This window comes from Paenibacillus liaoningensis (assembly GCF_059609455.1).
Genome location: NZ_JCAALU010000007.1, coordinates 238,131 through 264,139 on the forward strand (window position 1 = coordinate 238,131; position 26,009 = coordinate 264,139).

The 26,009-nt window shown below is 47.0% G+C and carries 18 protein-coding genes; 3 read left to right on the forward strand and 15 right to left on the reverse strand.

What is annotated here, in order from left to right; translation table 11 throughout:
• Positions 1–19: 19 nt before the first annotated feature.
• From AC6B99_RS12295 to AC6B99_RS12305, 3 genes are all read right to left on the reverse strand, one after another.
• Positions 20–1,450 carry an extracellular solute-binding protein gene (locus AC6B99_RS12295; RefSeq protein WP_056040375.1) on the reverse strand — a complete coding sequence of 477 codons (1,431 nt, stop codon included), beginning with the start codon at positions 1,448–1,450 and terminating at the stop codon, positions 20–22.
• A 263-nt stretch (positions 1,451–1,713) separates the two neighbouring features.
• Entirely contained in the window at positions 1,714–3,348 is a 1,635-nt protein-coding gene (locus tag AC6B99_RS12300) for a response regulator transcription factor (protein WP_056040377.1), read from the reverse strand.
• Positions 3,323–5,086 (reverse strand): sensor histidine kinase, encoded by a 1,764-nt coding sequence (locus AC6B99_RS12305; protein ID WP_056040380.1) that lies wholly within the window; start codon positions 5,084–5,086, stop codon positions 3,323–3,325. The genes AC6B99_RS12300 and AC6B99_RS12305 overlap by 26 nt, the downstream gene beginning before the upstream one ends.
• Before the next feature lie 396 nt (positions 5,087–5,482).
• Here AC6B99_RS12305 and AC6B99_RS12310 point away from each other — a divergent pair, with 396 nt between their 5' ends.
• Positions 5,483–6,022 carry a class I SAM-dependent methyltransferase gene (locus tag AC6B99_RS12310; protein WP_056040382.1) on the forward strand — a complete coding sequence of 180 codons (540 nt, stop codon included), beginning with the start codon at positions 5,483–5,485 and terminating at the stop codon, positions 6,020–6,022.
• A gap of 418 nt (positions 6,023–6,440) precedes the next feature.
• Here AC6B99_RS12310 and AC6B99_RS12315 read toward each other — a convergent pair whose 3' ends face one another.
• From AC6B99_RS12315 to AC6B99_RS12355, 9 genes are all read right to left on the reverse strand, one after another.
• Positions 6,441–7,529: a sensor histidine kinase gene (locus tag AC6B99_RS12315; RefSeq protein ID WP_155973422.1), complete on the reverse strand. Its 1,089-nt coding sequence runs from the start codon at positions 7,527–7,529 to the stop codon at positions 6,441–6,443.
• Positions 7,519–8,202 (reverse strand): response regulator transcription factor, encoded by a 684-nt coding sequence (locus AC6B99_RS12320; RefSeq protein WP_056040384.1) that lies wholly within the window; start codon positions 8,200–8,202, stop codon positions 7,519–7,521. Before AC6B99_RS12320 ends, AC6B99_RS12315 begins: the two co-directional genes overlap by 11 nt.
• Before the next feature lie 142 nt (positions 8,203–8,344).
• Positions 8,345–8,824 carry a VTT domain-containing protein gene (locus tag AC6B99_RS12325; RefSeq protein WP_494860345.1) on the reverse strand — a complete coding sequence of 160 codons (480 nt, stop codon included), beginning with the start codon at positions 8,822–8,824 and terminating at the stop codon, positions 8,345–8,347.
• A 129-nt stretch (positions 8,825–8,953) separates the two neighbouring features.
• A complete protein-coding gene (locus AC6B99_RS12330) occupies positions 8,954–9,160 on the reverse strand; it encodes a glycosyl hydrolase family 95 catalytic domain-containing protein (protein ID WP_496663491.1) in 207 nt (68 codons plus the stop codon).
• A 26-nt stretch (positions 9,161–9,186) separates the two neighbouring features.
• Positions 9,187–10,320: a serine hydrolase domain-containing protein gene (locus tag AC6B99_RS12335; protein WP_496663449.1), complete on the reverse strand. Its 1,134-nt coding sequence runs from the start codon at positions 10,318–10,320 to the stop codon at positions 9,187–9,189.
• A gap of 493 nt (positions 10,321–10,813) precedes the next feature.
• Positions 10,814–11,008, reverse strand: a complete 195-nt coding sequence (locus tag AC6B99_RS12340) for an MbtH family protein (protein ID WP_056040389.1) — start codon at positions 11,006–11,008, stop codon at positions 10,814–10,816.
• 26 nt (positions 11,009–11,034) lie between these two features.
• Entirely contained in the window at positions 11,035–16,614 is a 5,580-nt protein-coding gene (locus AC6B99_RS12345) for an amino acid adenylation domain-containing protein (RefSeq protein WP_496663450.1), read from the reverse strand.
• Positions 16,607–18,016 carry a glycosyltransferase gene (locus tag AC6B99_RS12350; protein ID WP_056040393.1) on the reverse strand — a complete coding sequence of 470 codons (1,410 nt, stop codon included), beginning with the start codon at positions 18,014–18,016 and terminating at the stop codon, positions 16,607–16,609. The genes AC6B99_RS12345 and AC6B99_RS12350 overlap by 8 nt, the downstream gene beginning before the upstream one ends.
• Positions 18,017–18,047: 31 nt before the next feature.
• Entirely contained in the window at positions 18,048–19,910 is a 1,863-nt protein-coding gene (locus AC6B99_RS12355) for a non-ribosomal peptide synthetase (RefSeq protein ID WP_496663451.1), read from the reverse strand.
• Between the two features lie 616 nt (positions 19,911–20,526).
• Here AC6B99_RS12355 and AC6B99_RS12360 point away from each other — a divergent pair.
• Entirely contained in the window at positions 20,527–21,123 is a 597-nt protein-coding gene (locus tag AC6B99_RS12360; RefSeq protein WP_496663452.1) for a TetR/AcrR family transcriptional regulator, read from the forward strand.
• A gap of 96 nt (positions 21,124–21,219) precedes the next feature.
• Here the strand turns inward: AC6B99_RS12360 and AC6B99_RS12365 are convergent, their stop codons facing one another.
• The 3 genes from AC6B99_RS12365 to AC6B99_RS12375 form a co-directional block, all read right to left on the reverse strand.
• Positions 21,220–22,482: a cytochrome P450 family protein gene (locus tag AC6B99_RS12365; RefSeq protein WP_496663453.1), complete on the reverse strand. Its 1,263-nt coding sequence runs from the start codon at positions 22,480–22,482 to the stop codon at positions 21,220–21,222.
• A gap of 271 nt (positions 22,483–22,753) precedes the next feature.
• Complete coding sequence (locus AC6B99_RS12370) at positions 22,754–23,821, reverse strand: ATP-binding protein (protein ID WP_494879210.1); 1,068 nt, start codon at positions 23,819–23,821, stop codon at positions 22,754–22,756.
• Complete coding sequence (locus AC6B99_RS12375; protein ID WP_056040404.1) at positions 23,818–24,489, reverse strand: response regulator transcription factor; 672 nt, start codon at positions 24,487–24,489, stop codon at positions 23,818–23,820. The genes AC6B99_RS12370 and AC6B99_RS12375 overlap by 4 nt, the downstream gene beginning before the upstream one ends.
• A 283-nt stretch (positions 24,490–24,772) precedes the next feature.
• On the opposite strand from AC6B99_RS12375, the gene AC6B99_RS12380 reads away from it, so the two are divergent.
• Positions 24,773–25,792 (forward strand): zinc-dependent alcohol dehydrogenase, encoded by a 1,020-nt coding sequence (locus AC6B99_RS12380; RefSeq protein WP_496663454.1) that lies wholly within the window; start codon positions 24,773–24,775, stop codon positions 25,790–25,792.
• The last annotated feature ends 217 nt before the right edge of the window (positions 25,793–26,009 follow it).

Genomic DNA, 26,009 nt, shown 5'->3' on the forward strand with positions numbered 1-26,009 from the left:
CTTCTTCCTTACTCACATGTTATAGCTTACCAGATTTCCACTTATTCACTTCTCTTGTTGCGTCATCCAAACCAATTTTGTTCAGCTTGGCGATGAAGGCTTGAAACCCATCGAGGGACTCTACTCCCATTATTGCCTTTGTGTAATATTCTTCTACCAACTGATCCACCGTTAGAAGTCGGGTATTCATGGCATCTGTTGAAGCTCCATAAAATTCATCCATCTTAAATAGATTTCGCTGCTTGTAATCATTCATGACCGCGTAAGAGCCTGTGCTGCCAAATACTTTCTCATATTGGGCTTTGGAATTATCCCCTGCCTGGTACTTGAGAATATTATCGTAATAACCTTTTTCTTCAGCGTTCAAAATGGTATGATTTCCTGTCTGGAATGCCTCCATAATTTTCAAATGGGCTTGGAGGTTTTTCTCTACTTTCCATACCTTTGCCACCGCATAATGATGCCCTGGAGCAGGTAAAGGTCCAAGGAAATGGTCAAATCTTTCTTGGGTTGTATCACCGTAATTAAGCTCCGTCCAGAAATTGATCAATTTCAATAGCGCTTCCGGATGAGCATAGCCGCTGCGTACGACATAATAGTTCTCTACATTGAGCTTGACCTGCGGATTGGCAGGCTGCTCATCCAATGAAACGATCGGATATGCCCGCCAGTCGGAATCCGCATCATTGTCTTTAGTCAACTGCATCGGATACATCCCGTTCCACATGGAGCCAAACATAACGCCAACTTTCCCGCTGGCTACAAGCTCGCCTGCTCTTCCGGAATCCTTTGCGGCAAAATCCGTCTCCATCAGCCCTTCTTCGAACAGCTTGTTTAGAAAGGCAAGCGCAGGCTTTACTTCCGCCTGTACACTCCCATAAACAAGTTTCCCCTTCTCCCCTTCAACCCATATTTTAGGATACGCATCAAACGCATTAAATAGGCCAATCGCCTCAGCCAAACCCGTATTTAAAAAAGAGTTGCTGAGCGCTAGACCCACCGTGTCCTGCTTGCCATTGCCATCCGGGTCCCGCAGTGTAAAAGCACGAATCACATCATAGAGCTCCTCTGTCGTACTAGGCACCTGCAACCCGAGCCGGTCCAGCCAATCTTTGCGAATCCATAGGAAAGAAGCACCGTCAATGGCTGAGTTTAGCCCAGGAATCGCAATAAGCTTTCCATCAAAGGTCGCTGACTCCAAGCCCCGTAGATCATCTGCGCTTATAATCGATTTCGTTAGCGGCGATGCGTATTGCTCGAATATATCCGTTAAATCCGTAAACAAGCTTGTTTTGGATAAGGCAGACAGCTGTTCTTGATTAACGGCAATCACATCGGGTATTTTGCCCGAAGCTATCGCGACGCTGACTTTTTGTCTGGCGGCTTCCATACCTTTGGTATACCATGCCGCTTTCACATTAATTCCCAGCTCCTGTCGGTACGCTTGCAACCAAACACTATTCTCCCACTTCGATTCCGAAAACTCCGACGCAATCACATCGCTTATTCCGACGCCAGTTGTCAGAGTTATGAGAGGAGCAGCTTCATGACCATTCTCGCTTGGGTCCTCACTTTTGTCTATGGTCACTGAGATTCCGCTACAAGCCGATAAACCAATCAACATGATGAGTAGAGTTAGAACCGCACGGGCTAATCTTTTATTCAAATAAACCAATTCCCTTCACCTTTCGTCTGCGCCGTTTGATGTCTGTTTTACCCGCTTGTCCGAAACTCCTGCGGCGTTTGACCTGTTTCCTTCTTGAAGAAGCGGCTGAAATAGCCAGCTGACGTAAAGCCCAGCGACTTGGCTATATCCTGTATAAGCAATTGCGGCTCGGAAAGCAGCTCTTTGGCTCTTTGAATTTTCAGAACGGCAATGTATTCACTAATCGTTATGCCTTTGGCTTGCTTAAATAAACGAGATAAATAATCCGGATTCAAATAAACCAATTCCGCCAAGTGCGTCATGGACAGATCGCCATCCAAATGCATCTCAATGTACGTATGAACCACTCCGAGCACATCGCCGCGCAAGCGGGAGGATTGTGCATTATGATGGCTCTCAAAAACATTAATCATATGTTCAAGCAAAATAATGCCGTCACTTCGCTCAGGAAGTGCTGCTGAATGAAGCAACTTAGAGACATGCGGCCCTGCTAGCGGGTCGCGATCCAGGCCGTATTTGTTTGCAGCCGACAAAAAACGCAGCGCGACTGCAGAATACAGCTCTATATATCTGATTTCATCGATGGCAGGCCAGCTTGAATACATGCTCAGCTCAGCAACGATTGCCTGTACTTCCTCTCGCTTGCCTGTTTCCAAATAGAGATCAAGCGCATTTGCTTTTTTGTGAAAAACATCGATGAAGCCGCGTACTTCCTCATCATTCGATTGAGCATCATACGGCAGATTTTTGTCCGTAACGATAATCTGCTTTTCCGCGTAATATTGGGAGAGCAGCGCTTTCAGAGTAGTGAATTGCCTTGCCACTCCTTCCCAATCGACTGCGTTATCTGTGTACGCAAAAGAAAAGGTACGCCCGGTTGATTTTTCCACCGTTTTTTGAATGGTCTCCAGCGAGCCTTGCAAAAATGTCCTCAATCCCTCGGGATGAGGGGGCGTATTTTCTTGCGCCTGCAGGAACAATACATAATATTCCCGATTATAAACGACATCCATCATATTTACATAGCCTGATAAATACCGAACGCAGACCGAATGAAGCGCGGTCAACATCAGCTCTTTCTCAGAAAACCGCAAGGCACTCGACGCCAGATCCAGCCGCGCAGCCACCATAATAAGCGGCTTATTCGCCATTAGCCTGATTCCGAACAGATCAATCGTTGTTTGAGATAGCTCTTCTAAAGGCTGAAGTCCATCAAGCACATCAGAAAGCATCAAGGAGCGATGATGAACGGCCTGCTGTCGCTGCGTTTCCACAGCCTGCTTGAGCAGGGTTTCAACAGCCATTTGCTCATCAAGCTCCGCCACCGTATTGCGAACTGCCTCTACGATCGCTTCGTCTCCCTCGGATTTCAATATATAATTTTGGGCTCCATTGTTTATGGCGTGGTGCACATAGTCAAATTCGTCAAAGCCCGTTAGGAAAATCAGCTTGCATTCCGGCCAACTTTGCTTTACTCGGTCCCCCAGCTCCAAACCAGTCATTTTCGGCATTTTGATGTCCGACATCAAAATATCGATTCTTTGCTGCGACATCACAGTCAATGCATCAATGGCGCTAGAGGCTTTATAAAGCTCAAGGCGATGCCCTTCAGACTCCAAAAACAATTCATACAAGCCATCGAGCAGCAGCTTTTCATCATCTACGATCAGCATTCGGTACATACGCCATCTCTCCGTCCCACTCAATGATCATTTTAACCTTTAGGCCGCCAAGCTCACTTCTTTCTACCTGCAAACCACTTCCGAGCCCAAAGCTATATCTCAATCTTCTATGCACATTTAATGTTCCCGTAACCTCCGCAGCCTCCTGCTCCTCTGATAGTAATGCCTGCAGCTTCTCCAGCCCTTCCTCGCTAGCTTCCCCGTTGTCTTCAACCACAATGATCGCTTTACCAGCCTGCTCAACAAAAGAAACCCGCAGAAGACCGCCCTCTGTCACATTTTCAAGTCCGTGTACAAATGCATTTTCGACAAGCGGCTGTATGATCAGGCGCGGTACGGATATGGGCTTCAGCCTCTCCGGAATGTCTCCAAAATCGATGGTCACCCGGTCAGAGAAACGTGCTAGCTGTAACATGACATAGTTTCGAGCATGTGCAGCTTCATTCTCTAAAGGGACCGTATCCCTTGTATTACGTGTAATAAACTGAAAATATTTCGCGAGCTGATTTGTAAACTGCACGGCCTCATCCTCTTTTTGCATCTTGATCAACCGAATAATACTGAACAGGCAATTATAGAGAAAATGAGGATTGATTTGCGATTGCAGCTGCTTTAACTCCGCATTCTGCCGATGGATTTGCTGGTTGTACACTTCATCAATCGATATTTGGAGATTAACAAGCATTTCATTAAAGCGTTCGTACAAAAAACCAAACTCATCATCCTTGTGATGCCTAATATTCAGATCAAGGTTCCCTTCCTCTACTCGTTTGAACGCGCGCACGATTTTAACCAATGGTTTGTTTATGACCCGGTTAATATAGAAGAGATAGAGCCCTACCATAATAATGGTGGCAGCAAAAAACAACCAAAACCATTGAATATACGGAATGACAGATCGAAACATGGTTGGCTTGTACAGAAAATGATCCAAAAAAATGCCGCTTTCCTTGTCAACTGAGCGCACATAAATATAATCTTCAGCCTTGTCGGAAAATGAACCCTCCGTCAGTTTCTCCGCATCCACGTTAGAAGCATAACTCTGTTCCATTAATCGAGAAAGCTCTGATTTTTTGACAGATATGATCCTGTCTGAACTGCTGCTGAGGCCAAGCACCATTGCTCCCGTAAAGTCGCGTTCTGCTGCAGCCTTTAGACTCCGTTTCAACTCAGTAGCCCGCAATTCGATTTCCACGACAAGCTCCGGTGTCCCGCTGAGTGAGCTATCAAGCGGAAAAGCGACGATAAGCAGCTTGTTTTTGTACGAGATCACATTATAAGGATTTTTCAGTTTTTCTGCCGGAACCGCGTTTTTCTTGAGCTCACCATACCCGTCTACCGCCGATATTTCCACATGTATCGATGATAAATACAACCGGACGTCAAAGATCAAGTCACTGCTGTTCCGAATGGAGACAAGCTTTGCGCGGAGAAAGTTAATCAATTCAATTTTTCGATACGATTCTAAAATATCATACGCATTAACGAGCTGAACCAAATACATGTCGTTCATCATATCGTATTGCAGGGAATTAAACCGCTTAAACGTGCCATTTAGCTCCCTAATGTAGTTTTCGGACTGCGTTTCAGCCGAATTTACGATATCCTGTCTAAGCATGCCCGTCGCCCAGCTATACAAGATGCCTGCCAAAATATAAATTGGAATGGTGGCAATGATAAAGGCTATGATTAACCGCTTATAAATGGAAAACTGCCATTGTCGATGAGACGGTCTCATAATTAGCCCCCTTGCGCTTATTTTAATTTTTGATTATAGCTTACTCCAACCTATGAAAACAATGCTAAAATTCCGACTTGACTAGCATGATTCCGACTTTATGTATATTACAGAATCCCGAAAGAACGTAGCCCAGTAATCAGCTAATGAGTTTCTCCTCGCTTGTCTTCAAATGCTTCGTGACCGCCTTCACTACATTTCCTCATCCAAATCTTAATTTGACCTTTATCTTGTACGCCTAAATGTTCTACGGTTTTCGATAGCACCAGAATGGCATTCTGTTTCAGTAACTTAGGAAAATGTTTAACTTCTGTCCTTTTTTTGCTTACATAAAAGTGCACCCCTTAGAATTTAATCGGATAAACCAAGGGTTTATTCCAAGGTCTATTCTAAGGAGTGCACTTCACTCAAGGATTTCTTAAAAATCCAAAGCGAGTAGGAGGTATTTTTCCCAGTTCAAGATTTCTTGCAGCTAAAACTGTACAGTCCATACCTTGGAATGAAGTTAAGGCAATCGCAGAGCTTGGATCAGGCACTGGTGCCATAACAACGCACATTAATACACATCTAACTGATTCCGCAAAGTTGTTTTTGTTTGAAAGAGACAAAAAAATGAGGGAGAACCTAAAAGTAAAATACCCGGGCTCCATGTTCCATTCTAATGCATCCTATTTAATAAAAAAAATGAATCAAGAAAGCGTTCATCAGCTTGACTGTATTATTTCTGGATTACCATTTTCTAATTTTTCAAATGGAATCAAGGAAAATATACTACATCAGATTATTAAAGCACTCAGGCCAGGCGGATATTTAGTTGCCTATCATTGCTCTCGTCGAATGAAAAAGAAATTTGCCGAGCAACTGATCCTCGAAAAAAGTGAGTTTGTTCGCTGGAATTTCCCTCCATCATTTGTTTATATTTTTCGAAAGAAATAAGAAGTCAGCTAAACGCAAATTCAACATACTTTCCCTAACAAAAAAAGCCGCTAGTTGGCGGCTTGTAAAATGAAACTACCTAATATTGACTTTCCTAATAATAAAAATAGCGGTAAGCCTTGGATTCCCTCATGAACGAAGCCTAGATGCTCATGTAATGCTGCAGAACCATCATTAAACGCATATACGTGAGCATTGACCTTTACATACGTAATTCCTCAAAGTATTACCCCAGTAAAGATTCCATGGCATCAGATGAATTGATGCGATGTTTATTCAGAAAACGTTAAACAGCCCCACTTTACTCGAAAGTGAGGTTTACCTGTTATTGACTCCTAGATTTAGGCTATTTTGAACAATGAGTCTTACGGGACATAGAACATTATCATTCTAGTCGGGAGGTAATTATTCAGAAATCTTATTGTTCATTATCGGAATAATTATTTATAGGCAGTCCTAAGATAAACTTGAAGTTGCCATCTTTATGATTGAGTTTTAAGGTTCCCCCATGCAATTCAATAATGTTTCTGGCAATGGAAAGACCTAATCCAGCTCCAGTCTGAATACCTTCTGTACTACGAGCTTCGTCAACTTTATAAAAACGTTCAAACAAATTGTTTTCTTGTTCTGGTGTAAGTGGATTCCCTTTATTTTCTATCGCGATAAAAGCGTTTGAAGCGTCTGATTCTATGTTAATGCTAACAGTTCCAGGTTTTAAAGAGTATTTAAGGGCATTCATAAGCAAATTATCAATGGCTCTGGCGATTTTCTCACTATCAAGAAGAGTGAAAATAGGAGGATTCCCGATTTTTTTTGCAACCGTTATTCCATTTTCTTGAGCGATCGGTTCAAACTCAAAAAGCAATTGTTCCAGAAGTTTACACACATTAATTCTTTTAAGATCCAAACGCGTTTCACTCGAAGTAAGCCTAGTGTATTCAAACAAATCGTCGAGCATGCTCTTTAAATGAATGGCTTTATTAAACGTATTTTGAATAAATCGCCGATATTCATCTTTTGATTGAAATAAATCGTTTCGTAACAATTCAATATAGCCAATAATACTAGTAAGAGGCGTTCGCAAATCATGAGAAATGCCGGAGATTAATTCCATTTTAGATCTTTCAACCTCCCTCTCTTTAGCGATCTGCTGTTGTAAACGTTCAGCCATTAAATTGATATTTAGCGCAACCCTTCCGAGCTCATCTTTTCGAACGACAGGTACCCGGTAATCTAAATCTCCTTCCGAAATAATTTGAAGCCCTTTCTCCAATGTAATAAGATCTGAGACAATTCGCCGTGTCAAAATAAAAAAAGTAGAAACGAAAATTCCTGTAAACATTGGAACAGTAAGGTATGCTAATATTTCGCTTACAGCTACACTAGCAAGATAAGCACAGTACTGCAGAACCGATGTTAGGATAATGGAAATAAAAAAACTAAAAACGGAATTCAATAAAATATTGATCTGAATTTTACTTTTTCTTTTATGTACTTTATTTGTCAATTTTATAGCCAACTCCCCATACCGTCTTAATATATTGAGGTGCTCTTGGAACTATTTCTATTTTCTCCCGCAAGTTGCGAATATGGACCATCACAGTATTATCTGAATAACCATACGGTTCTTTCCACACACTTTCGTAAATTTTTTCCGAGCTGAATACTTGTCCAGGGTAACTTGCGAGCAATTCTAGAATGCCAAACTCCAACGGAGTTAACGAAAGTTCTTTTCCTCTTAACAATACGGAATGTTTGACTTTATCAATGACGAGATCCTTGAGGTGAGTGACAGCTTGGATTTCTTCTTTATTTTTCATTGAACTTCGCCGAAATTGCGCCTTGACCCTTGCAAGTAATTCCAAGGGGTTAAAAGGCTTAATCATATAATCGTCTGCCCCTGTTGTAAGCCCTGTAATCTTATCAATATCTTCCTGCTTAGCCGAAAGCATAATGATGGGAACGTCATAAGACTCCCTTATTTTGAGACAAGTGTGAATGCCATCTAGTTTAGGCATCATAACATCCAAAATGACCAACTGGACTAAGTTTGTTTGGATGACATGTAGCGCTTCTAAGCCGTTTTCCGCTTCAAGAACAAAATACCCTTCATTGCGGAGATAAACATGTATGATATCTCGAATTTCTGAATCATCATCTACAATAAGGACCGTGTTCATTATATATTGCTCCCTTTCTCATGGTTATCTTTTTGCTCTTTACGACAAGTATAAACGAAAGCACGCGGGAAATTAAGGAGGACAAAATCGATACTGCCTAAACTGAACTTCTCGGATAAACGATTTTTCAACTGACTCAAATTTATAATAATGGGATGATGAAAAATCTTCCGATAACAAAAAACGTCGCTGTCCACAATAAAGCACTCGAATAGGAAATGAGAATGAATGTTCTGAATTTGACATTACCTAACCCAACAAGCATAGGCATAATATACCTGACCACAGGAAGGAAAAAACCAATGACCATTGCCCAATTTCCGTGTCGCTGCAAGATGGTTTGAGCTTTTTGAAAGTAACGGTTTTTTTCTATTTTTTCTTTAAAATGTTTCCCAAAGACTTTTCCCATGAAATAAGACACGGTTACAGCTATTAACAGTCCAAGCAATATAACTAAATAGGTTACCCAAGGATTTAAGGTACCTTTACTACTCAGAAAAGCGCCAGTTAATATTGATATTTCGTTTGGTATTGGGATTCCGAAAGGCCCTAGAGAAAAGGCAACTAAGAAAATAAAATACCCATATTGATCAATTAAATGCATGAATGTCTCGCTGATCATGTTGACCCTCCTCATCTCAAATTCCATAGATGAAGAATACCAGTCAAAACTAAGGAACCTATAAGAATTTTTCTAAAGAAATTCTGAAGAAAGGCTGCTACTAATCAAAAAGCACTTCTAAACAGGTCATTAAACCTGGCTTAGAAGTGCTTTGTCATATGTCACACCGAAGTTTCCATCAATCTGGAACGGAGGATGCGCATCAAATAAATTGGCATAACCCTGCAGGGGCTTTCTTATCTCGTTCAAGTTTTCAGAGAAAACATCGAACGTCTTGTCTTGAATGACAATGGTCGGTAACCAAACTCTTGTCCCGCGATACGAATCAAACGATATGCCGCGCTAAGACTCCAGCTTCCACATTACAAGCAGGAGTACACGACATTTCGCAAGCGTCGCTGAACGTAAGGCTCCTGATTGTTCAGAAGGTGCTGCGCATACATAACGGTAAGCTTGGAATCCGGGTCAATGATAGCCATGCACCCGGCAGCGCCGCTCCATCCGAATTCGCCGAGCGGGCTCAGTGAGCCGCTTAATGACTGGGAGACATGAGTACGGACACCAAGGCCATACCCGTATCCACTCATGTGATCCCATGAATAATCGCCGCGGGTCTGCTCGTTCAGATGGTCCTTGCGCATCAGTTCCACCGAGGCTTGTGACAGAATCCGCACGCCTTCCGGACTCGTGCCGTACCCAGTCAGTGCGTTCAGGAACAGTGAGTAATCACTAACTGTGGACAACAATCCGGCGCCACCACTCTCAAATTCGCTACCAATCCGGTACCCGTTTCCATCCATACGTACGGCTTTTTCAAGCTCGTCATTGTACATATACTGCGGAATTAGTCGGGTCCGCTGTTCATCGTTCAGATCGAACGCTGTATCGTTCATGCCAAGTGGTCCGGTGATTTCTTCTCGCAGATACGTACCAAAGCGTCTTCCGCTGACAACCTCCACCAATGCCCCGAGCACATCGTGGCACATGCTGTAGTTCCAATGCGTGCCTGGCTCAAACAAAAGGGGGTCCTTGGCAAGCGCTTTCGCAAAATCACGTGTCGGTAATGTTCCGTTCGTGCTATGCACAGCTTCCTTAAAAGTTGGAGTACCTATATCATAGGAGAACCCCGCAGTCATCGTAAATAAGTCGCGTACCGTAATGAGACGGGTTGCTTTTTCAAGCCTAATTTCCCCGTTCGGCAAAGTTTTCCTCACCGTCATCTCGGCATACTCCGGCAGATAGTCGGAAACCGGATCACTTAGCAGCATATCGCCTCTCTCCACCAGTTGAAGCGCCGCCACGCAGGTCATTATTTTCGTCATGGAGTAGAGATTGAAGATCGCTCTATCACCGATTGGCGTCTGTTCCTCCAGGTTAGCATAGCCGCTACGGTAACGGAAAACGGTATCATTTTGATACATCACCAGTACCTCTGCCCACGGAACTCGCCAGGAAGTGATACGGTCAACAAATGAAACAAGCGGTTGAAAATCCATTTTTTTCCCCTTCCTTCTATGTAGAATCGTTTATCATTGCGTAATGTGGTCCATGTTCTCTCTCATAATCCACATACTAATAATATACGACCATTCGCATGTAATGACCACCATCAATCGTACATCTCATAGGTAACCTAGGAGATGATTCTCTATCATTTATCTGATTAGCATCCCTTTGTTAACATAATAATTGTTATTGAATCATAGTTACCCAAATCCATAGTCGACAATTGCATTAAAAAGGGTTAACCATTCGAAATGGCTAACCCTAACCTTTTTGCCCATCCCAATCAAATAGAACATCCGAACGTGCTCATTAACAGGCTCGCTGTACAATGCATGATGCTCCCTGTTTACGAACAACGCCCGGCAAAGCTGTGTAATTGGGAACCCTTCGCTCTACTACTTCAATAGCAGGCGGGCAATACGCTCAAGCTCTTCTTGGACCGAACGCCGATCCATGCGCAACGCACAGATGGCTGGAACAACTTCATGCTTGACGCAGGCTTAAGGGCGTCAGGTCGCTCCATACTTCCTTCACATAAGCTAGGCATTCTTCCTTCGTCCCACTCTTGCCGGCATTGCTCCAGCCTTCTGGATTGCTCAGATGCAATGGCCATATCGCATATTGCTCTTCGCCATTGACGACTACTTTGTAGCTGAATTCTAGTATTTCGTTCTCCATCAAAAGTAACCTCCCCTATTCCACAATTAAATTCTGACGCCCATCTGGCGGTCTGCTATTTGCTGCAACTGATCCTTATCTCGTATAATAACGGCATCCGGCACGGCATCCGGCAAAATTGTCTCCATATGACGCAGCTGCCGATAACGCATGCCAAGCAATCCCCAGATGAACAAGATGGCGCCAATCGAAGTGATCAAAAGCCCGATACCCATTCCGCCTCCCGATCCAAACAGCCCGGCAGCTTCTGTACCAGCTGGCAGCGCCGATGCAAGCGGAACGAAAACAGATGCAACAAGCGGTCCTGCAAGGAGGAAGCTAAGCGGACGCATGCTGAAGGCCATAACTTGGTTCGTTGCCAATACGCGGCCTTGCAGCTCAAGCCCTACCTTCGTCTGTATGAGTGCCAGCCAGTGCGTATTGATAAGCGCCAGCGCAAAGCCAAAGCCGAACAAGCCGATGGCTGCCGTTACAAGCGAAGGATAGATCCCGGCAACCGCTATCGATAAACCGGTCAGCATAACGAAACCGACCATTCCGTCCGCCCGGCGGTCGAACCCGCCCCATATCGTCATAAGGATCGAGCCGATAAATAGTCCTGCACCCTCAAACGCGATAACGATGCCTACTTTGTCAGCAGTCATGAACTGCAGCAGAAACGGCGTTGTCAGCACGTTATATAAGCTCATGAAAAAATTGACAACGATAAAAAACACGACCATGGCGACCATGCTCTTCCTTTGAATAATGTACTTCCACCCTCCGACGATTTCCCTGCTCATCGGTTCCTCACGTTTCTTGAACATCAGGTTAGGGAATCGGATCAGTGAAAGGATGACTATAGATAAACTCAGCAGCACTAGATCGATAACAACAATGGTTTGCAGACCGATCAATACAACCAAAGCTCCTCCTAGCGCTGGTGCCATAATCCCGTTCAAGGACATGACAAGCTGTCCTAATCCGTTTGCATGTCCTAAGTACCTTTTCGGCACGAGTTGCGCTGTTGCTGCCTGATAAGCTGGCATCGTGAAAGCGCCTGAGATTGATCCGATACCTGCAGCCACATAGATCGCCCATAGTGACAACGCATCCAGATAGAGCATAGTCGCGAGGAAAATTACCGAGCCTAACGCTAACATTTGTCCCGCCAGCATTACCTTTCGTCTATCATAGCGGTCCACAACCGCACCGGCCACCGGAAGCAGCAGCAGCGTGGGCAAAATCGCATAAAGCGAGATCGTCGCATAATCCGAAATCGACCCGGTATGCTGAAATACCCAGATGCCAAGCGCAAATCCGGTCAGTGACGTGCCAATTGTAGCGATGATTAAGCACAGCGTCACCGTGAGAAAAGATTTCACGCTCGGCTGAATATCCTTCTTCTTTTGCTTGTGCTCCATCGCAAGTTTTGGTACTTGCTGAGGAGCAGAAGCAGTCTGAGAAATAGGGCTCATTGTCGTTCGGCTTTCCCCGTTTTCACGCTCTTCCTCCCATGCACGAATCTGCTGCGACATGATTTTCGCGGCATGGTCCGATTGATGCTTGTGAAAATAATGCCCGGCATGCTCAACAACATGCAATCGCACATCCTCGCTGAAATCATACCACTCCATATAACGCTCCTCGTAGAACTCGGTCATTCGATCAGCGCCACCCACGATGCAAGCTACAGGTGCCTTCAGCTTCGGCTTATTCGGCAATGCGTAGAGCGCCGTGTAATAATCCTCCGCCTCCCGTGCATCATGCCGCAGGTTGCGCAGAACGAACTTCTGCTCCTCCGGAGAGATCTCGTCATCGAAGCCGCCAAAGGCGCGGAGCATGTCGCGTGCGAACTTATCAGACGTCCACTTCTCCCGCGGAAACAAGCGATGCCACCATTCCGTCAGCTTGAATGGCAATCTTGCTCCCGGGAAGGTGCCCGCCATAAAAATCCCGCTTACCTCTACATTTGCTTCCTGCAGCAGCAACCCGGTGCGGAGCACCATTGCCCCACCTAAGCAATGGCCGTAGAGATAAACCTCACCCTTGACCTTGCTTTTGATTTCTTGAGCAATCCGAGCCGCCGTTTCCTCATGCGAGGCCAGCAACTGGCTAGGTCGACTGTAATCATGCCCGGGCAGTTCGACCGCATACAGGGCGTAGTTGGGAGGCAATCCCTTCGCCATTGGCTGGAACGTAATTGCGCTGCCGCCGCCATACGGCACGCAGACTAGCGTAATCGCTTTGCCCCCGATATTCGATGCCTTTTTGAATTCGATCAGAAGATCGTCGCTCCGTGTAGCGCCGGATGCGAGATGCTCGGCCAGCTCACGCACCGTCGGATACTGGAAGAGGTCCATTACGCTAAAGGAATTGCCCATCTTGCGTACGACCTTAATCGCCTTGAATGAATCACCGCCAAGGTCGAAAAATTCATCGTTGATGCCGATCTGTTCGAGCCCCAATACATCCTGCCAAACAGCGGCGATTTCATGCTCTTCCTTGGTCTCCGGCGCAGCAAAGCCATTGTCTCCCGCTCGATTTGCAGCGCTTGGCGCAGGCAGCATTGCACGGTCCAGCTTGCCGTTCGCGTTAAGCGGCAGCCGCTCGATCTCGACAAAGGCCGAAGGCAGCATATAGTCGGGCAAAATGCTTTTTATGTGTTTTCGAATCGCGCTTACATCAAGCTGCGCTCCACGTACAGCCTGCTCCTGAGCGTCTGGTAACAAGCGCTGCTCCGGTACCAAATAGGCAACCAGCCGTTTGTCTCCCGGTTCATCTTCGCGAATAGTCACGACCGCATCGCGTAATCCTCCCATTTGCAGCAGAACATGCTCGATCTCGCCAGTCTCGATCCGATAGCCGCGGATTTTGACCTGTTGGTCCATTCGTCCAATAAACTGAATCATGCCGTTAGGCAAATGGCGAACCAGGTCGCCCGTGCGATACATCCGTTCTCCCGGTCGATCTGTGAACGGATTCGGCACGAATCGCTCGGCCGTCAGATCTGGCCTGCCGTAGTAGCCGCGCGTCACGGCGCTACCGCCGATGTACAACTCGCCGATGACGCCAGCTGGAACCGGCTGCAAATTAGCGTTAAGCACATAGACCGGCGCGTTCGGTATCGGACGTCCAAGCGGAAGCACTGCAAGATGATCTTGCTCGCTTCCACCTACTGGCACCTCATAGGTGAGTACGGAAACGGTTGTCTCCGTAGGACCATAATGATTTTGAATCCGACAGCCCGGACGAAGGCGCCGAATGTCTGCAATTGACCCCCAATGCGAGGCTTCGCCAGCAAGAATCAAGCATTCACGCGGTATGATGACGCTGGGATTTGCTACGCCGAGCAGCACCTCCATATGGCTTGGAACGATCTTCATAACATCGATCGGATGCGCTTCGCAATAAGCGGCGAAAGCATCGGGATCAGCAGCACGCTCATACGGTATGACATGCAGGGTGCCTCCTGTTCCGAATGCCCCCCAGATCATCGGCGTTCCAAGATCGGCAGCAAGCGTGCTGACGATGGCGAAATGGAGGCCTTCCCGCAGCGCCAAACGCTGCATAATGCCTTCCAAATAGTTGGCATAACTTCGGTGCTCCACCGCCACGCCCTTCGGTTTCCCCGTTGATCCGGACGTGAACAGCACATACATAAGATCGTCCAGCTTTGAGATTACTTCGGGATTATTCGCATCTTCTTGCGCTATCTTATCCCAATCCCGGTCGAGCGAAACCATGCGTATGGGCGCCGACGCTGCCTCCTCGTTTTGCGGCAGCAGATCGGCGAAGGCTTCCTCGGTCACGATGACCGATACCTCAGCCTCCTGCGCAATCATTCGCAAGCGCTCCACCGGCAGCTTAGGATCAAGCGGCACATAGGCACCACCTGCCTTCAAGATGCCGACCAAGCCGACGATGATATCGACAGTGCGCTCCATGTAAAGGCCGACGGTTGTATTAGGTCCGACCTGCATACCACGCAGATGGTGCGCCAAGCGGTTAGCCCGTTCATTCAGCTCAAGATAGGTAAGTGTACGCCCCTCTGAGCATACAGCTGCGGCCATAGGTGTAAGAGCCGATTGACGCTCCACGAGAAGATGCGGCAATTGGAGCTCTGTACCGGTAGACTCGCCAGCATTCCAGTCGACCAGAACCTTCTGCAGCTGTTCGCCCGAGAGAGCTGCAACTGCATATATCGGCATCGCGGAATTGTCTATTACGCGTTCCAAAATCATGCAGTAATGCTCCGCCATTTGCTGGATTGTCGACTCGCGGAATAGATCTAGGCGATACGTCAATGTAACTTCCATGCCTAACTTTTGATTTTCGAATACCGTCATCGTCAGATCCAGCATCCCGCCTCGCGTACGATCACCCACGAACGGTACAATCTCAAGGTCAGGCAGTTCTCTCAGCGCCTGCCCATGCCGTTCGAACAGAAACATGGTATCAAAAAATAGCGCATGGCCTATAACACGATCTGGATTCATCTCTTCGACGATTCTGTCAAATGGCAAATCCTGATGATCATTCGCCTCCAGCACCGTCTCGCGGACTGCCGAGATAAAGTCGCTGAAGCTGCTGCCCATATCAATCGCGGAGCGAAGCGCGACCGTATTCGCGAAGAAGCCAGCAAGCTTCTCGATTTCCTGCTTGCCTCGATTCGCCATGGGCGTGCCGACAACGATTTCTTGCTTGCCGTTGTAGCTTGCGAGTAGTACCTTGTAAGCGGCTAGCAGCAGGACAAAAGACGTGCAGCCGAGCTGCTTGCTCGCTTCGCGGATACGCTGCGAGAATGATGGATCGAGCGTCAGGCTGAAGAAACCGACTTTGCGCTCAACTTGAATCGAGGGGCGCGGGTAATCCGTCGGCAGATCCAGCGTCGCCGGTGCTGGCATCAGTTTATTTTTCCAGTAGCGCAGCTGTTCTTCGTATTCCGATCCTGTCATCCACTGCCTCTGCCAGACGGCAAAGTCCGGGTATTGAATCGGCAGCTCCGGAAGGGAAAGCGGCTCTTCCAGGGCAAAGGAACGATAAATCGCGGCGAGCTCTTCGTCGAACACGTCGGCTGACCAGCCATCATAGATTAAGTGATGCGTCATCCAGACGAGAACATGCTTTTCGGGATCCAAGCGGAAGAGCATTGCCTTCACAAGCGGCCCGTTCAGGAAATCATACGGTGCCGTGGCTTCCTTCTCCATAAGCTCATAGACCTTGTTTTCATCAGCCAACTCGATAATTGGGAGGTCGATCGTCAGCTCGGGGCGAATGATCTGCACGTAATCGTCGTTCTCATAAGCAACAACAGCGCGCATGATTTCATGACGCTTGATCATTTCGTTCAGCGTGCGATGCAGGGCAGAGACATTCAGCTTGCCGATGAGCTTGTAGCCGTTGGCAAAATTGTACCGCTCCGTCCCCGGCATATATTCTTCGAAAAACATAATTCGCTGTTGCGGAAATGATAGAGGAAACTTGTTAGCCCCTGCTTGCCTAGGCTGCTTTGGGATTACCGACGAAGCTGCGGCAGCCTTTGCCTTATTCTGTTTGGCTTTCAGGGCAAGGAGCGCCCGTCGTTCGGGCGAAAGCTGCTCGATGCGATCAATCGTTTTACTCATAGTGCGCCTCCTTCAAAGGCAGGGGATGACTTCCGAGCTGGCGCTGCACCAGCCACTGCGATAACAGTGAACGCTTGCCTGCTGATAGTGACTGATTGATCTCATCCAGGCGATGATCAGGCGCGGTCACTGCGCTTCGCAAGGACTGCTGGCGCTGCGCTGCAACGTAATCAGCAATAAGCTGATCCGAGGCAATGGCGCAGTCGGGCTTGCCGATTACCGATTCCATGGCCGTGCAGGCCGCTGCCATCGTATCATGCTCCGCAATAACCCTTGCCAACTGGCGGCAGCGCTCTTTCACTGTGCTTGTCTGAATGCCTTTTATGGCATTTGCGATCAGCGCGGGCTCCCACTGAAGCGGCGGCAAATAATCACCTATGCCCAGATGCTTGATCCGCATTCCGTTATCTGGACGATCCGTATCGGCTGCGAGCGCCAGCTGCGGCACAGCGGCGGTCATGGCTCCCGTAATCGTACCGATTCCGCCGTGATGGATGACGCTGCTGATTAGCGGATATACACTGGCGAGCGGCAAAATCTTGTACCAGCGAATATGATCCGGCAGCTCGCCTTGAATGAATTCTTCATGCCTCGTAACAAGTATGGTTCGCTGCCCCAGCAGCTTGACGCCCTCGATTGCCGCTTGGTAGAAATTCGGCTTAATCATTTTCCCTGTCCCGCCCGTAATCAAGAGAGGCGGTTCGCCGGCGCGGATAAAATCTAGCAGGTCGTTTGGCAAAGGCTCATATTCGATCGCATCGGCCAGCGGAAATCCGACGGTATCCACCTTCAGCGCCCATTCTGGTGCTTCCACAGCAGCATCAAAGCTCTCATGCCAGAAACCGATGTTTTTTTTCACGGCGCCCATCCATGATGTCCAGCTTGAGACTGGCGTAAGTCCAAGATCGCTGCGAAAAGTGTTAATAAGTGATATCGCAAAGTCCAGTCCAAGCTCTTCCCATATATGCAGCTGCGTCACATAGCTGGGCGCGAGTACGCCCGTGACGATTGGCACATGCATCATCTCAGATACGATCATGGCAACGAAGCCGTCACGCTCCTTGCAGATCAGCACGGAGTCCTCCGCTTGGCACAGCTCCGTCAGGATGTCATACTCCTGCTGGAATTTCTCTTTCGAATAATACTTGCGTTGGTAAGCTTCATAGAGGTCGGGCTTGTTCAGCGGATCCTCCATCATGTATAGATCCTTCATGATTTCGGTGTATTCCTCTGGTTTATCGATGCCGCGAAAAGCGATGCCGGACTTCTCGGCCAGCGGCGCAAATACGCCGTGAGTCACCAGGGTTGCCTGGTGTCCACGCCGGCGAAGTGCAGACGCTAACCGCAGAAACGGCAGTACATCTCCGTTCGTCATATGCGTGCTAAGAACGAAATTTGCCACGAATCGTCTCCTCCTGATCATCTACTGACTGTTACTTCAGCAGCGCCTCAATTTCCTCTTCCGACAGGTGCTCCATCTCGCTCAACAGCGCTTCGATCTCGGCATCGTCAGTCTCCGCAAGCAGATTGGCTTCAATAATTGACGCGAGGGCGCGAATCGTCGTTCCTTGTGTGAGCATATCCTTCAGCGATACCTTCACGCCGAAAACATGTCCACACCGGACAAGAATTTGAGTTGCGACGAGCGAATGGCCGCCCAAGTCGATGAAATCGTCGTCAAGCCCGAGCTGATCGAAACTGAAAAAACCTGACCAAATCACGGCAAGCTCCTTCTGGATATAGGTTTCCGGCGGAACATACGCCTGGCCAATCATCAGGCGTGACAGCGTCGGACTCGGCAGGAGCTTGCGGTCCGTCTTGCCGCTAGGGGTAAGTGGGAAGGCCTCCATCTCAACGAAATAAGAAGGGACCATATAGTCTGGCAAATGCTGCTGTAGATGGCTCCTCAGCTCGCTGATCGAGGGAGCGAACTCAGCATTTGGAATGAAATAGGCGGTAATGCGCTGGTCTCCGGGCTGATCCTCGCAGACAACCGTCACAGCTTGATTGACTCCTGGATGCTGTTCAAGCACCGTGCTAATTTCGCCCAGCTCGATACGGAAGCCCCGTACCTTCACCTGATCGTCGTTGCGGCCCAGACATTCCAGGTTTCCGTCCGTAAGCCAGCGCCCGAGATCTCCGGTATGGTACATCCGTGCCCCCGGTTCCTTGCTGTATGGATCGGGCACGAATCGCTCGGCCGTCAGGTCCGGTCTGCCGTAATAACCGCGCGCGAGCCCGATGCCACTGATGAAGAGCTCGCCAATCTCACCAGGTGCGACCGGTTCATAGCGGTCGTTTAATACGTACATAGCATTCTCAGGGATAGCCTTGCCAATTGGAATGACCGAACGGTTCAAGCTGCGATCGCTGGTCCAATTGGTAATGAATACCGCTGCCTCGGTCGGACCATACAAGTTGTGAAGCTGCGCGGACATCGTACGGCAGAACCGTTCGTTCAGCGCGGCAGACAACGGCTCCCCGCATAAGAAAACATGTTTCAGAAAGGGGAGGTCCTGAGCCTGCTCCGCACTCAAGAACGTCTGGAGCATCGTCGGAACGAATTGCACGAACGTAATACATTCGCGCTTGATGACCTCCCACATATATTCGTTGTCAAGGTGGCCTTTGGGCTTGGCCATGACAAGGCATGCTCCGCATATATGCGGCCAGAAAAATTCCCATACCGATACGTCGAAGCTGTAAGGAGATTTCTGAAGAAGCTTATCATTTTCCTCCATTTCGAAAGTGTGCTGCAGCCAGAGAACCCGATTGCGAATGGCTGCGTGGGTATTCATCGCCCCCTTTGGCCTCCCCGTCGATCCGGAGGTGTAGAACATGTAAGCCAGATGGCCCTCATGCAAGGCAATATTCGGGTTTTCCTCCTCTACATATCCGTCCAATGGCTCTGACTCGTCTAAAATCAGTACATCACCGTCGAACCCAGCGAACTGCTCCGCGAATTGACGCTGCGTAATGATTCGTCTTACCTTGCTGTCCTGAATCATGTAGGCTAGCCGATCCTTCGGATAATCTGGATCCAGCGGCACGTAAGCGCCCCCTGCCTTTAGGACGCCGTACAGCGCGACGACCAATTCAATCGAACGCTCCATGCAGATGCCTGCCAGCACGTCAGGCCCGATACCGATCGCACGCAAGCGATACGCTAGCCGATTCGCGCGGCGGTTCAACTCGGCGTACGTTACTGACTTCTCTTCAAATCTAACAGCTTCACGACTAGGCGTACGTTCCGCCTGCTGCTCGAATAACTGGTGAACCAAGCTTTTTGCTTGCATTCAATCACTCCTCATATGTAGTGACCATCACGATAATGCTAAAACATGTGCATAGAATATCCTACTTGAATATGGTAGAAAGCGCTAATGCTGGGATGACTTCTTTAACTCTACTTTAACGCTAGAATGACCCTTTCCGGCAATCTCTCAGACATTAGCAAATTCCAGCCACACAACAAGAAGCCTCCGTGGATGGGAAGGCTTTAGAGGGTTTGTTTTATTTGTAAATATTGCATCTATTTTACAGTTCAGTCATTCCACATCCTCACAAAAACAGATGAACTCCAGATTCAAGAGGTCATCCGTCGGCTTGTTGTGTTCTTATTCTTATTGCTTTAAGTTAAAGAAGAAAAAAGTTTCATATCAAGCAGCCGTTTTATATCTATTAGGTATCCCTTCACTTTATTCTTATTTTCTTTTTATTTTTTTCGATCTTATTTGTACAAATAAATATTTACTCCACCTTGCATTAGATGTTGACTCATAGAAAAAATACTGCTACTGTTTCAATGCAGACTTCCTCAGTCAGCACATTCCTCTCTTTTTTACTAGGATTAAGCGGATAACTCTCCACTTGTAAATAGGGGCTCAGATGAAGGATGGGAAGTGATAAACAGTGAATGAGACAAATGCAACCTACCGATCAGAGCGCCGTGATGCCGCCGAGAACCGCCAGCGTATTCTGGATGCGGCTAACAAGTTATTTCAGCTGCACGGCGTCGAGCAGGTCAGCATGAACCAGATCGCCGTCGAAGCGCAAATCGGAGCGGGAACCCTGTACCGGCGTTACCGCAACAAAAGTGATCTGTGCATGCATTTAATCAAAGACAACGTGACGGTGTTGTTTGAGGATATTGAGGAATACTTGCAGGAGAACGCCTACCACCCGCCTAATGACCGATTGCGTGGGCTGCTTGCTGTGTTTATTCAGTTCAGAGAGAAAAATGCGCAGCTGCTTGCCGGTGTCGAGAATTCAGCTAATAATGTGCCGGACCCCAGAACGAAAAGTCCCATCTATGACAAATTTCATAAGCTGCTTCTTGGGCTGATTGAAGAATGGATAGCAGAAACCAACCAACCACAGCCCCTCAGCTTATTCAAAACAGATATGCTTATGAACGCCCTCAGCAGCGATTCGTATCTGTTTCAAAAAAATGTGCGCGGCAACTCGCCCGACCGGATTTTGGAGCAGCTATGCCAGACATTTCTTTAATACATCACATTCATGAGAACAAGCCTAATTCATCGACGGCAATCTGCCGTTTGAATTAGGCTTGTTTTGAATGAAGCATGTTTTGTAGTCTTTTCCCTAAAAAACGACTGGCAGGGCAGCTAAACTCTGTGAGCTCAGCGCGAAATGCCAGGAGATGTCTGCCCGAGGAATGCTGAGCCGCAGGTTGGGCATCCGTCTCAGCAGCGTTTGAAATGCAATGTCTCCCTCTACACGAGCTAGTGGCGCGCCCAAGCAGGAATGGATGCCATGACCGAAAGCAAGATGGCGATTAATCGTACGAGTTATATCCAGTTCTTCTGCTTGTGCGAACGGGCATTCATCCCGGTTTGCAGATTTTAATAAAGGAATCAGCATATCTCCCTTTTTAATCAGCTGACCAGCAAGTACAATATCTTGCGTTGCAAAGCGAGGTCCCGACATGGTAGCTGGTCCATTGAAACGAAGCAGCTCTTCGAAGGCGGACGGAGCCAGACTAAGATCAGCTTTGAGCTTCTCCAGCTGCTCCGGATGATCTAACAGCATCAATGTTCCTGTGGCAATGAGATTTGAGGTCGTCTCATGGCCTGCAAAGATCAATAGGGTAATCATGGAGATCAACTCTGGCTGACTCAGCTTGTCCCCCTCTTCTTCGATGGCGATTAACTGGCTGATCAAGTCATCAGCTGGATGCTTGCGTTTGTCAGCAACAAGCTCCGCCGTGTATTCACCGAAAGCACGCAAATGTTCCTCTACTCCCGGTGCGCGCACACCAAGACCCAAACCATGTGAAATCGCTTTAGACCAGTCATGGATCTGCGAGCGGTCTGCTTCAGGTACCCCAAGCATATCGGATATTACGTGAATGGGTAAAGGATAGGCATAATCTTTGACAAGGTCCATCTCACCGCGAGCTTGCACCTTATCCAGCAATTCATCCGCAATCTTCTGCACACGCGGTCGAAGGCTTTCCATGTATTTGGGCGTGAAGGCTTTGGAGACCAGCCTGCGTAACCGCCGATGATCAGGATCATCGACAGATAGCATGGATTTTCCGGTGAAAAAGGTATCTGGAGCGGATGCATCTGCGTTTTCCATAAAGGCTTTTTTAAATTCGTTGCTGCCACCGATCGTTTCTGGGTCTACAGTGAAGTGGGCATGATCCTTAAGTACCTGAGACACTTCTTCCATTCGCGTGACCAACCATTGTTGGCGATCTGTGCCACCCATAGGCACAGTAATAGGAATAACAGCTCCCGTTTCACGCAGCTGCGCGAAAATCGGAAATGGGTTTTCAGGACTGTCACTACTAAACAGGCTAAGCGCTGCTTTTTCACATACACTATTATCGGAATCATTCATCTTAAACATCCTTTCGCTACTGCCTTTTATTTTAATGAAAATGGGTTATATAAATGGAGACTTACGTTATCCTGCTCCCCTCCTTTTATTGAGATTAAGTGGATAGTTTTCCACATAATCTCTTCTTAAGATTAAACGGAGAACTCTCCTCTTGTCAACTTTAACCAAATACAAGCGTTTTCCCCCTACCCCTTGCTGCTCCCATACGGCTAAACAAAATAAGCAGCCTGAATTCGATTGTTCGAATCCAGGCTGCCCTGCTGCGCACTGATTACTTTTCAACTTTTAATTGGACTGTAAAGGTTGTGCCCTCTCCAGGTTCGCTCTTAACCGAAATGACACCGCCTACCAATTCAATTACGCGGAGCGAAAGAGCAAGACCGAGGCCATTCCCCTCCGCATGATGGGAAGGATCGCCTTGATAAAATTTATCAAAAATATGCTTCATCGTTTCCTCGTCCATCCCACAGCCTGTGTCTGATACCATGACCGTGATCGCATGTTCATCCGAAATTTGCTTTAGGGTGATCGTTCCCCCGGGAGATGTGAATTTTAAAGCATTGGAGAAAAGATTATGCCACACGATCTCCAACATACTTTCTTCAGCGCGAATGATGGCACGATCCTCTATATCGACCATAAATGCGATCTTTTTTTCTTCCCATGCATTTTCAAAGTATAGCGCGCAATCGCATAGCTGCCTGCACAGATCGTAGGGCTCGGCCACAGGCACAATCTCCTGATTTTCCAATTTGTTCAGCTTAAGGATGTTAACGACGAGTGTTGCTAGCTTATTGGTGGAAGAAATGATGGTAGCCGTATAATCCTTCCGCAGCTCCGGCGGCAAATCGTCCTGCGTCAGTGCTGTAGCGTAACCGTGAATGACGGACAGTGGTGTCTTGATTTCATGGGATACATTGGAAATGAAGTCGTTTTTCAGCGTTTCAATGCTGTTCAGTTCCTCGACCATCTTGTTGAAATCCTCGAACATCACATCCACATAGTTCTTCTTATCCGCTCTGTGTATAGGCTCGAGATAGACCGAAAAGTCTCCTTCTGATACCTGCTTGGCCGCCTCGCTGAGTTTTCGCATGGGCTTGTCAAAGGATTTGTACTTCTGCCTTGCGGTAACCAGGCAAAAAATAAGGCTAACGATAATCCAATAGCCCGAGATTCCGAAAATGTATGGCCACGGCACGTGTTCTATTGGCCGATAAGCATCATAGATTAGCGCTTGTCCCGCAGTTAGCGTAGACAACACTAAATAAGTGACCACAAATTCTTTCCATGAAAAAAGAGGTGACTTCATTCTCGCATCTGGTTTCTGTTTCTTATTCATTGCAGCACTGCCTTGTAGCCTAGCCCATGCACGGTCATAATTTTGAAACCTTCACAGCAGGAAAACTTGTCCCGAAGCTTGACAATATATACGTCCACAGCGCGCAGGCTGGTTTGACTTTCAATGCCCCAGAACTCGTCCATAAGCTGGGCACGCGAAAAGGTATGTTTGGGATAGGAAAGCATTTTGTACAGGATGTTGAATTCTCGAACCGTCACGGGTACTTCCTTGCCATCTACTGTAGCGGTCATATCGTCTGCGTCCATCAGCAGGCTTCCTACCCTCAGTTTTTTTTCATGGGCAATATTCGCTCTTCGAAGCAGGGCACCCACCCGCAGAACCAGTTCATCCAAATCAATCGGTTTAACCATGTAATCGTCAATGCCGGCAAAAAAACCTTTTTGTTTGGAGGATATATCATCACGGGCAGTAACAAAAAGAATGGGAATGGTCTTATTGATCCCCCTTATTGTCTCTGCAAATTCAAAACCGTCGATCTCCGGCATCATAACATCGGAAATGAGAAGATCATAGATATGGTTATACATTAAATCATAAGCTTCACGTGGGTTCAGACAACCTTTAGCGTTGTAACCATTTTTGGACAAATAGGCGCAAAAAATTTGGTTAAGCTTTGTATCGTCCTCCACTACAAGTATATTGATCATAAAAACATCCTTTCTGACGCATTAGTATCATCATAATAGATAGTTGTTAAAAAATTGTTTAAGCTAAGCCGCGATATCAAGTAACATGAGGCCTGAATCGTTCTTATTTTCACGATTAATATCTCATAAACATTATTTTAACAACTTTGAAACATTATTATTGCATGATTAGGACATCCAATCGATCATTGGAATCTGTTGTAAGTATTTAGTCTATCCGATTACGACTTAACAGATGCGAAAAAGCGGTTGAGCGATTAACATTCATGAGGAGTGAAGTTACATGATGAAGGCAGCGATCTATTCTGGCAAAAATGACATTCGAGTTGAAGAAAAAGCGATTCCTGTTGTAGGCCCAAAGGATGTTCTCGTAAGAAATCTGCGTGGCGGCATATGCGGTACAGATATTAATATTGTCAAAGTCGGTGCAGGCAATATGGGGATTACTCTTGGTTCGGAATTTGGACATGAAATGGTCGGCGATGTTGTGGAAATAGGGTCCGAAGTTTCTTCCCAGATTGAAATGGGAATGCGTGTAGGCATTAATCCGATTACAGCCAAAAAAGTCGGGAGGCGCAAATCGCTGGAGTGTTCCGGATTTTCACAGTATGTCTTAATAGAAGAAGCTGAACTTAACTATAACTTATATGAAATAGATAAAAGTGTTCCAGTGGAGGTAGCTTCACTGATCGAGCCGATGAGCGTCGGACGACATGGTGCTTTCAGCGCAAACCCGCAGCCTGAAGATCGGATTGTCGTTATGGGTGGAGGTCCTATCGGTCTTCTCGCAGCTGCCAGCTTGATTGCTGAAGGTATGAAGCACGTGTGTGTGGCCGACATTGACGAATGGCGATTGTCCAAAGCCGCTGGATTAGGGGCATTGACCGTCAATACGGCTGAAACGACACTTGAGGAGGGATTGGCTGGACATTTTGGCACCGTGAACGTATATGGTGTTGAAGTACCCAACGTAGACGTATTTATAGATGCGGCGGGTGCTCCCGTTTTGTTTGAAGCCATCATGAAAATCGTGAAGCCTAAAGCCAGAATTTCAATTATTGCAGTTTATAAAACCGATGTGCCGATTAGCTTGCAGCAGGTCATGTCCAAAGAAGTACAGCTTAAAGGCTCCAGCGGGTATACACATGAGGATTTTTCCAAGGTAGCCCAGCATCTTTCTACATTCAAAAATGAGTTGTCCACCCTTATTACGCAGGTTTATAAGCTTGATGATATTCAGGAAGCCTTTACTAAAGCCATTGAAGCTAAAGGTACGGTTAAAGTGGTTGTCGATTTAACATAAAATCTATCATGTAATCACTGAAGCTTTTCCTTTGAGAAGCCAGTGTAAATACAAGACAAGCTCTTGTCCTTTATTGGGACAAGAGCTTGTCTTATTCAAGGAACGTATCTCACCCCCTGCTCCAGTTAGGAAAGTTCCAATCCTGCCATTTGAAACTGTGAGAACGATCGGATTTAAAAAAACGTTCGAATATACGCTTCTGATCCTGTAGAGAAAT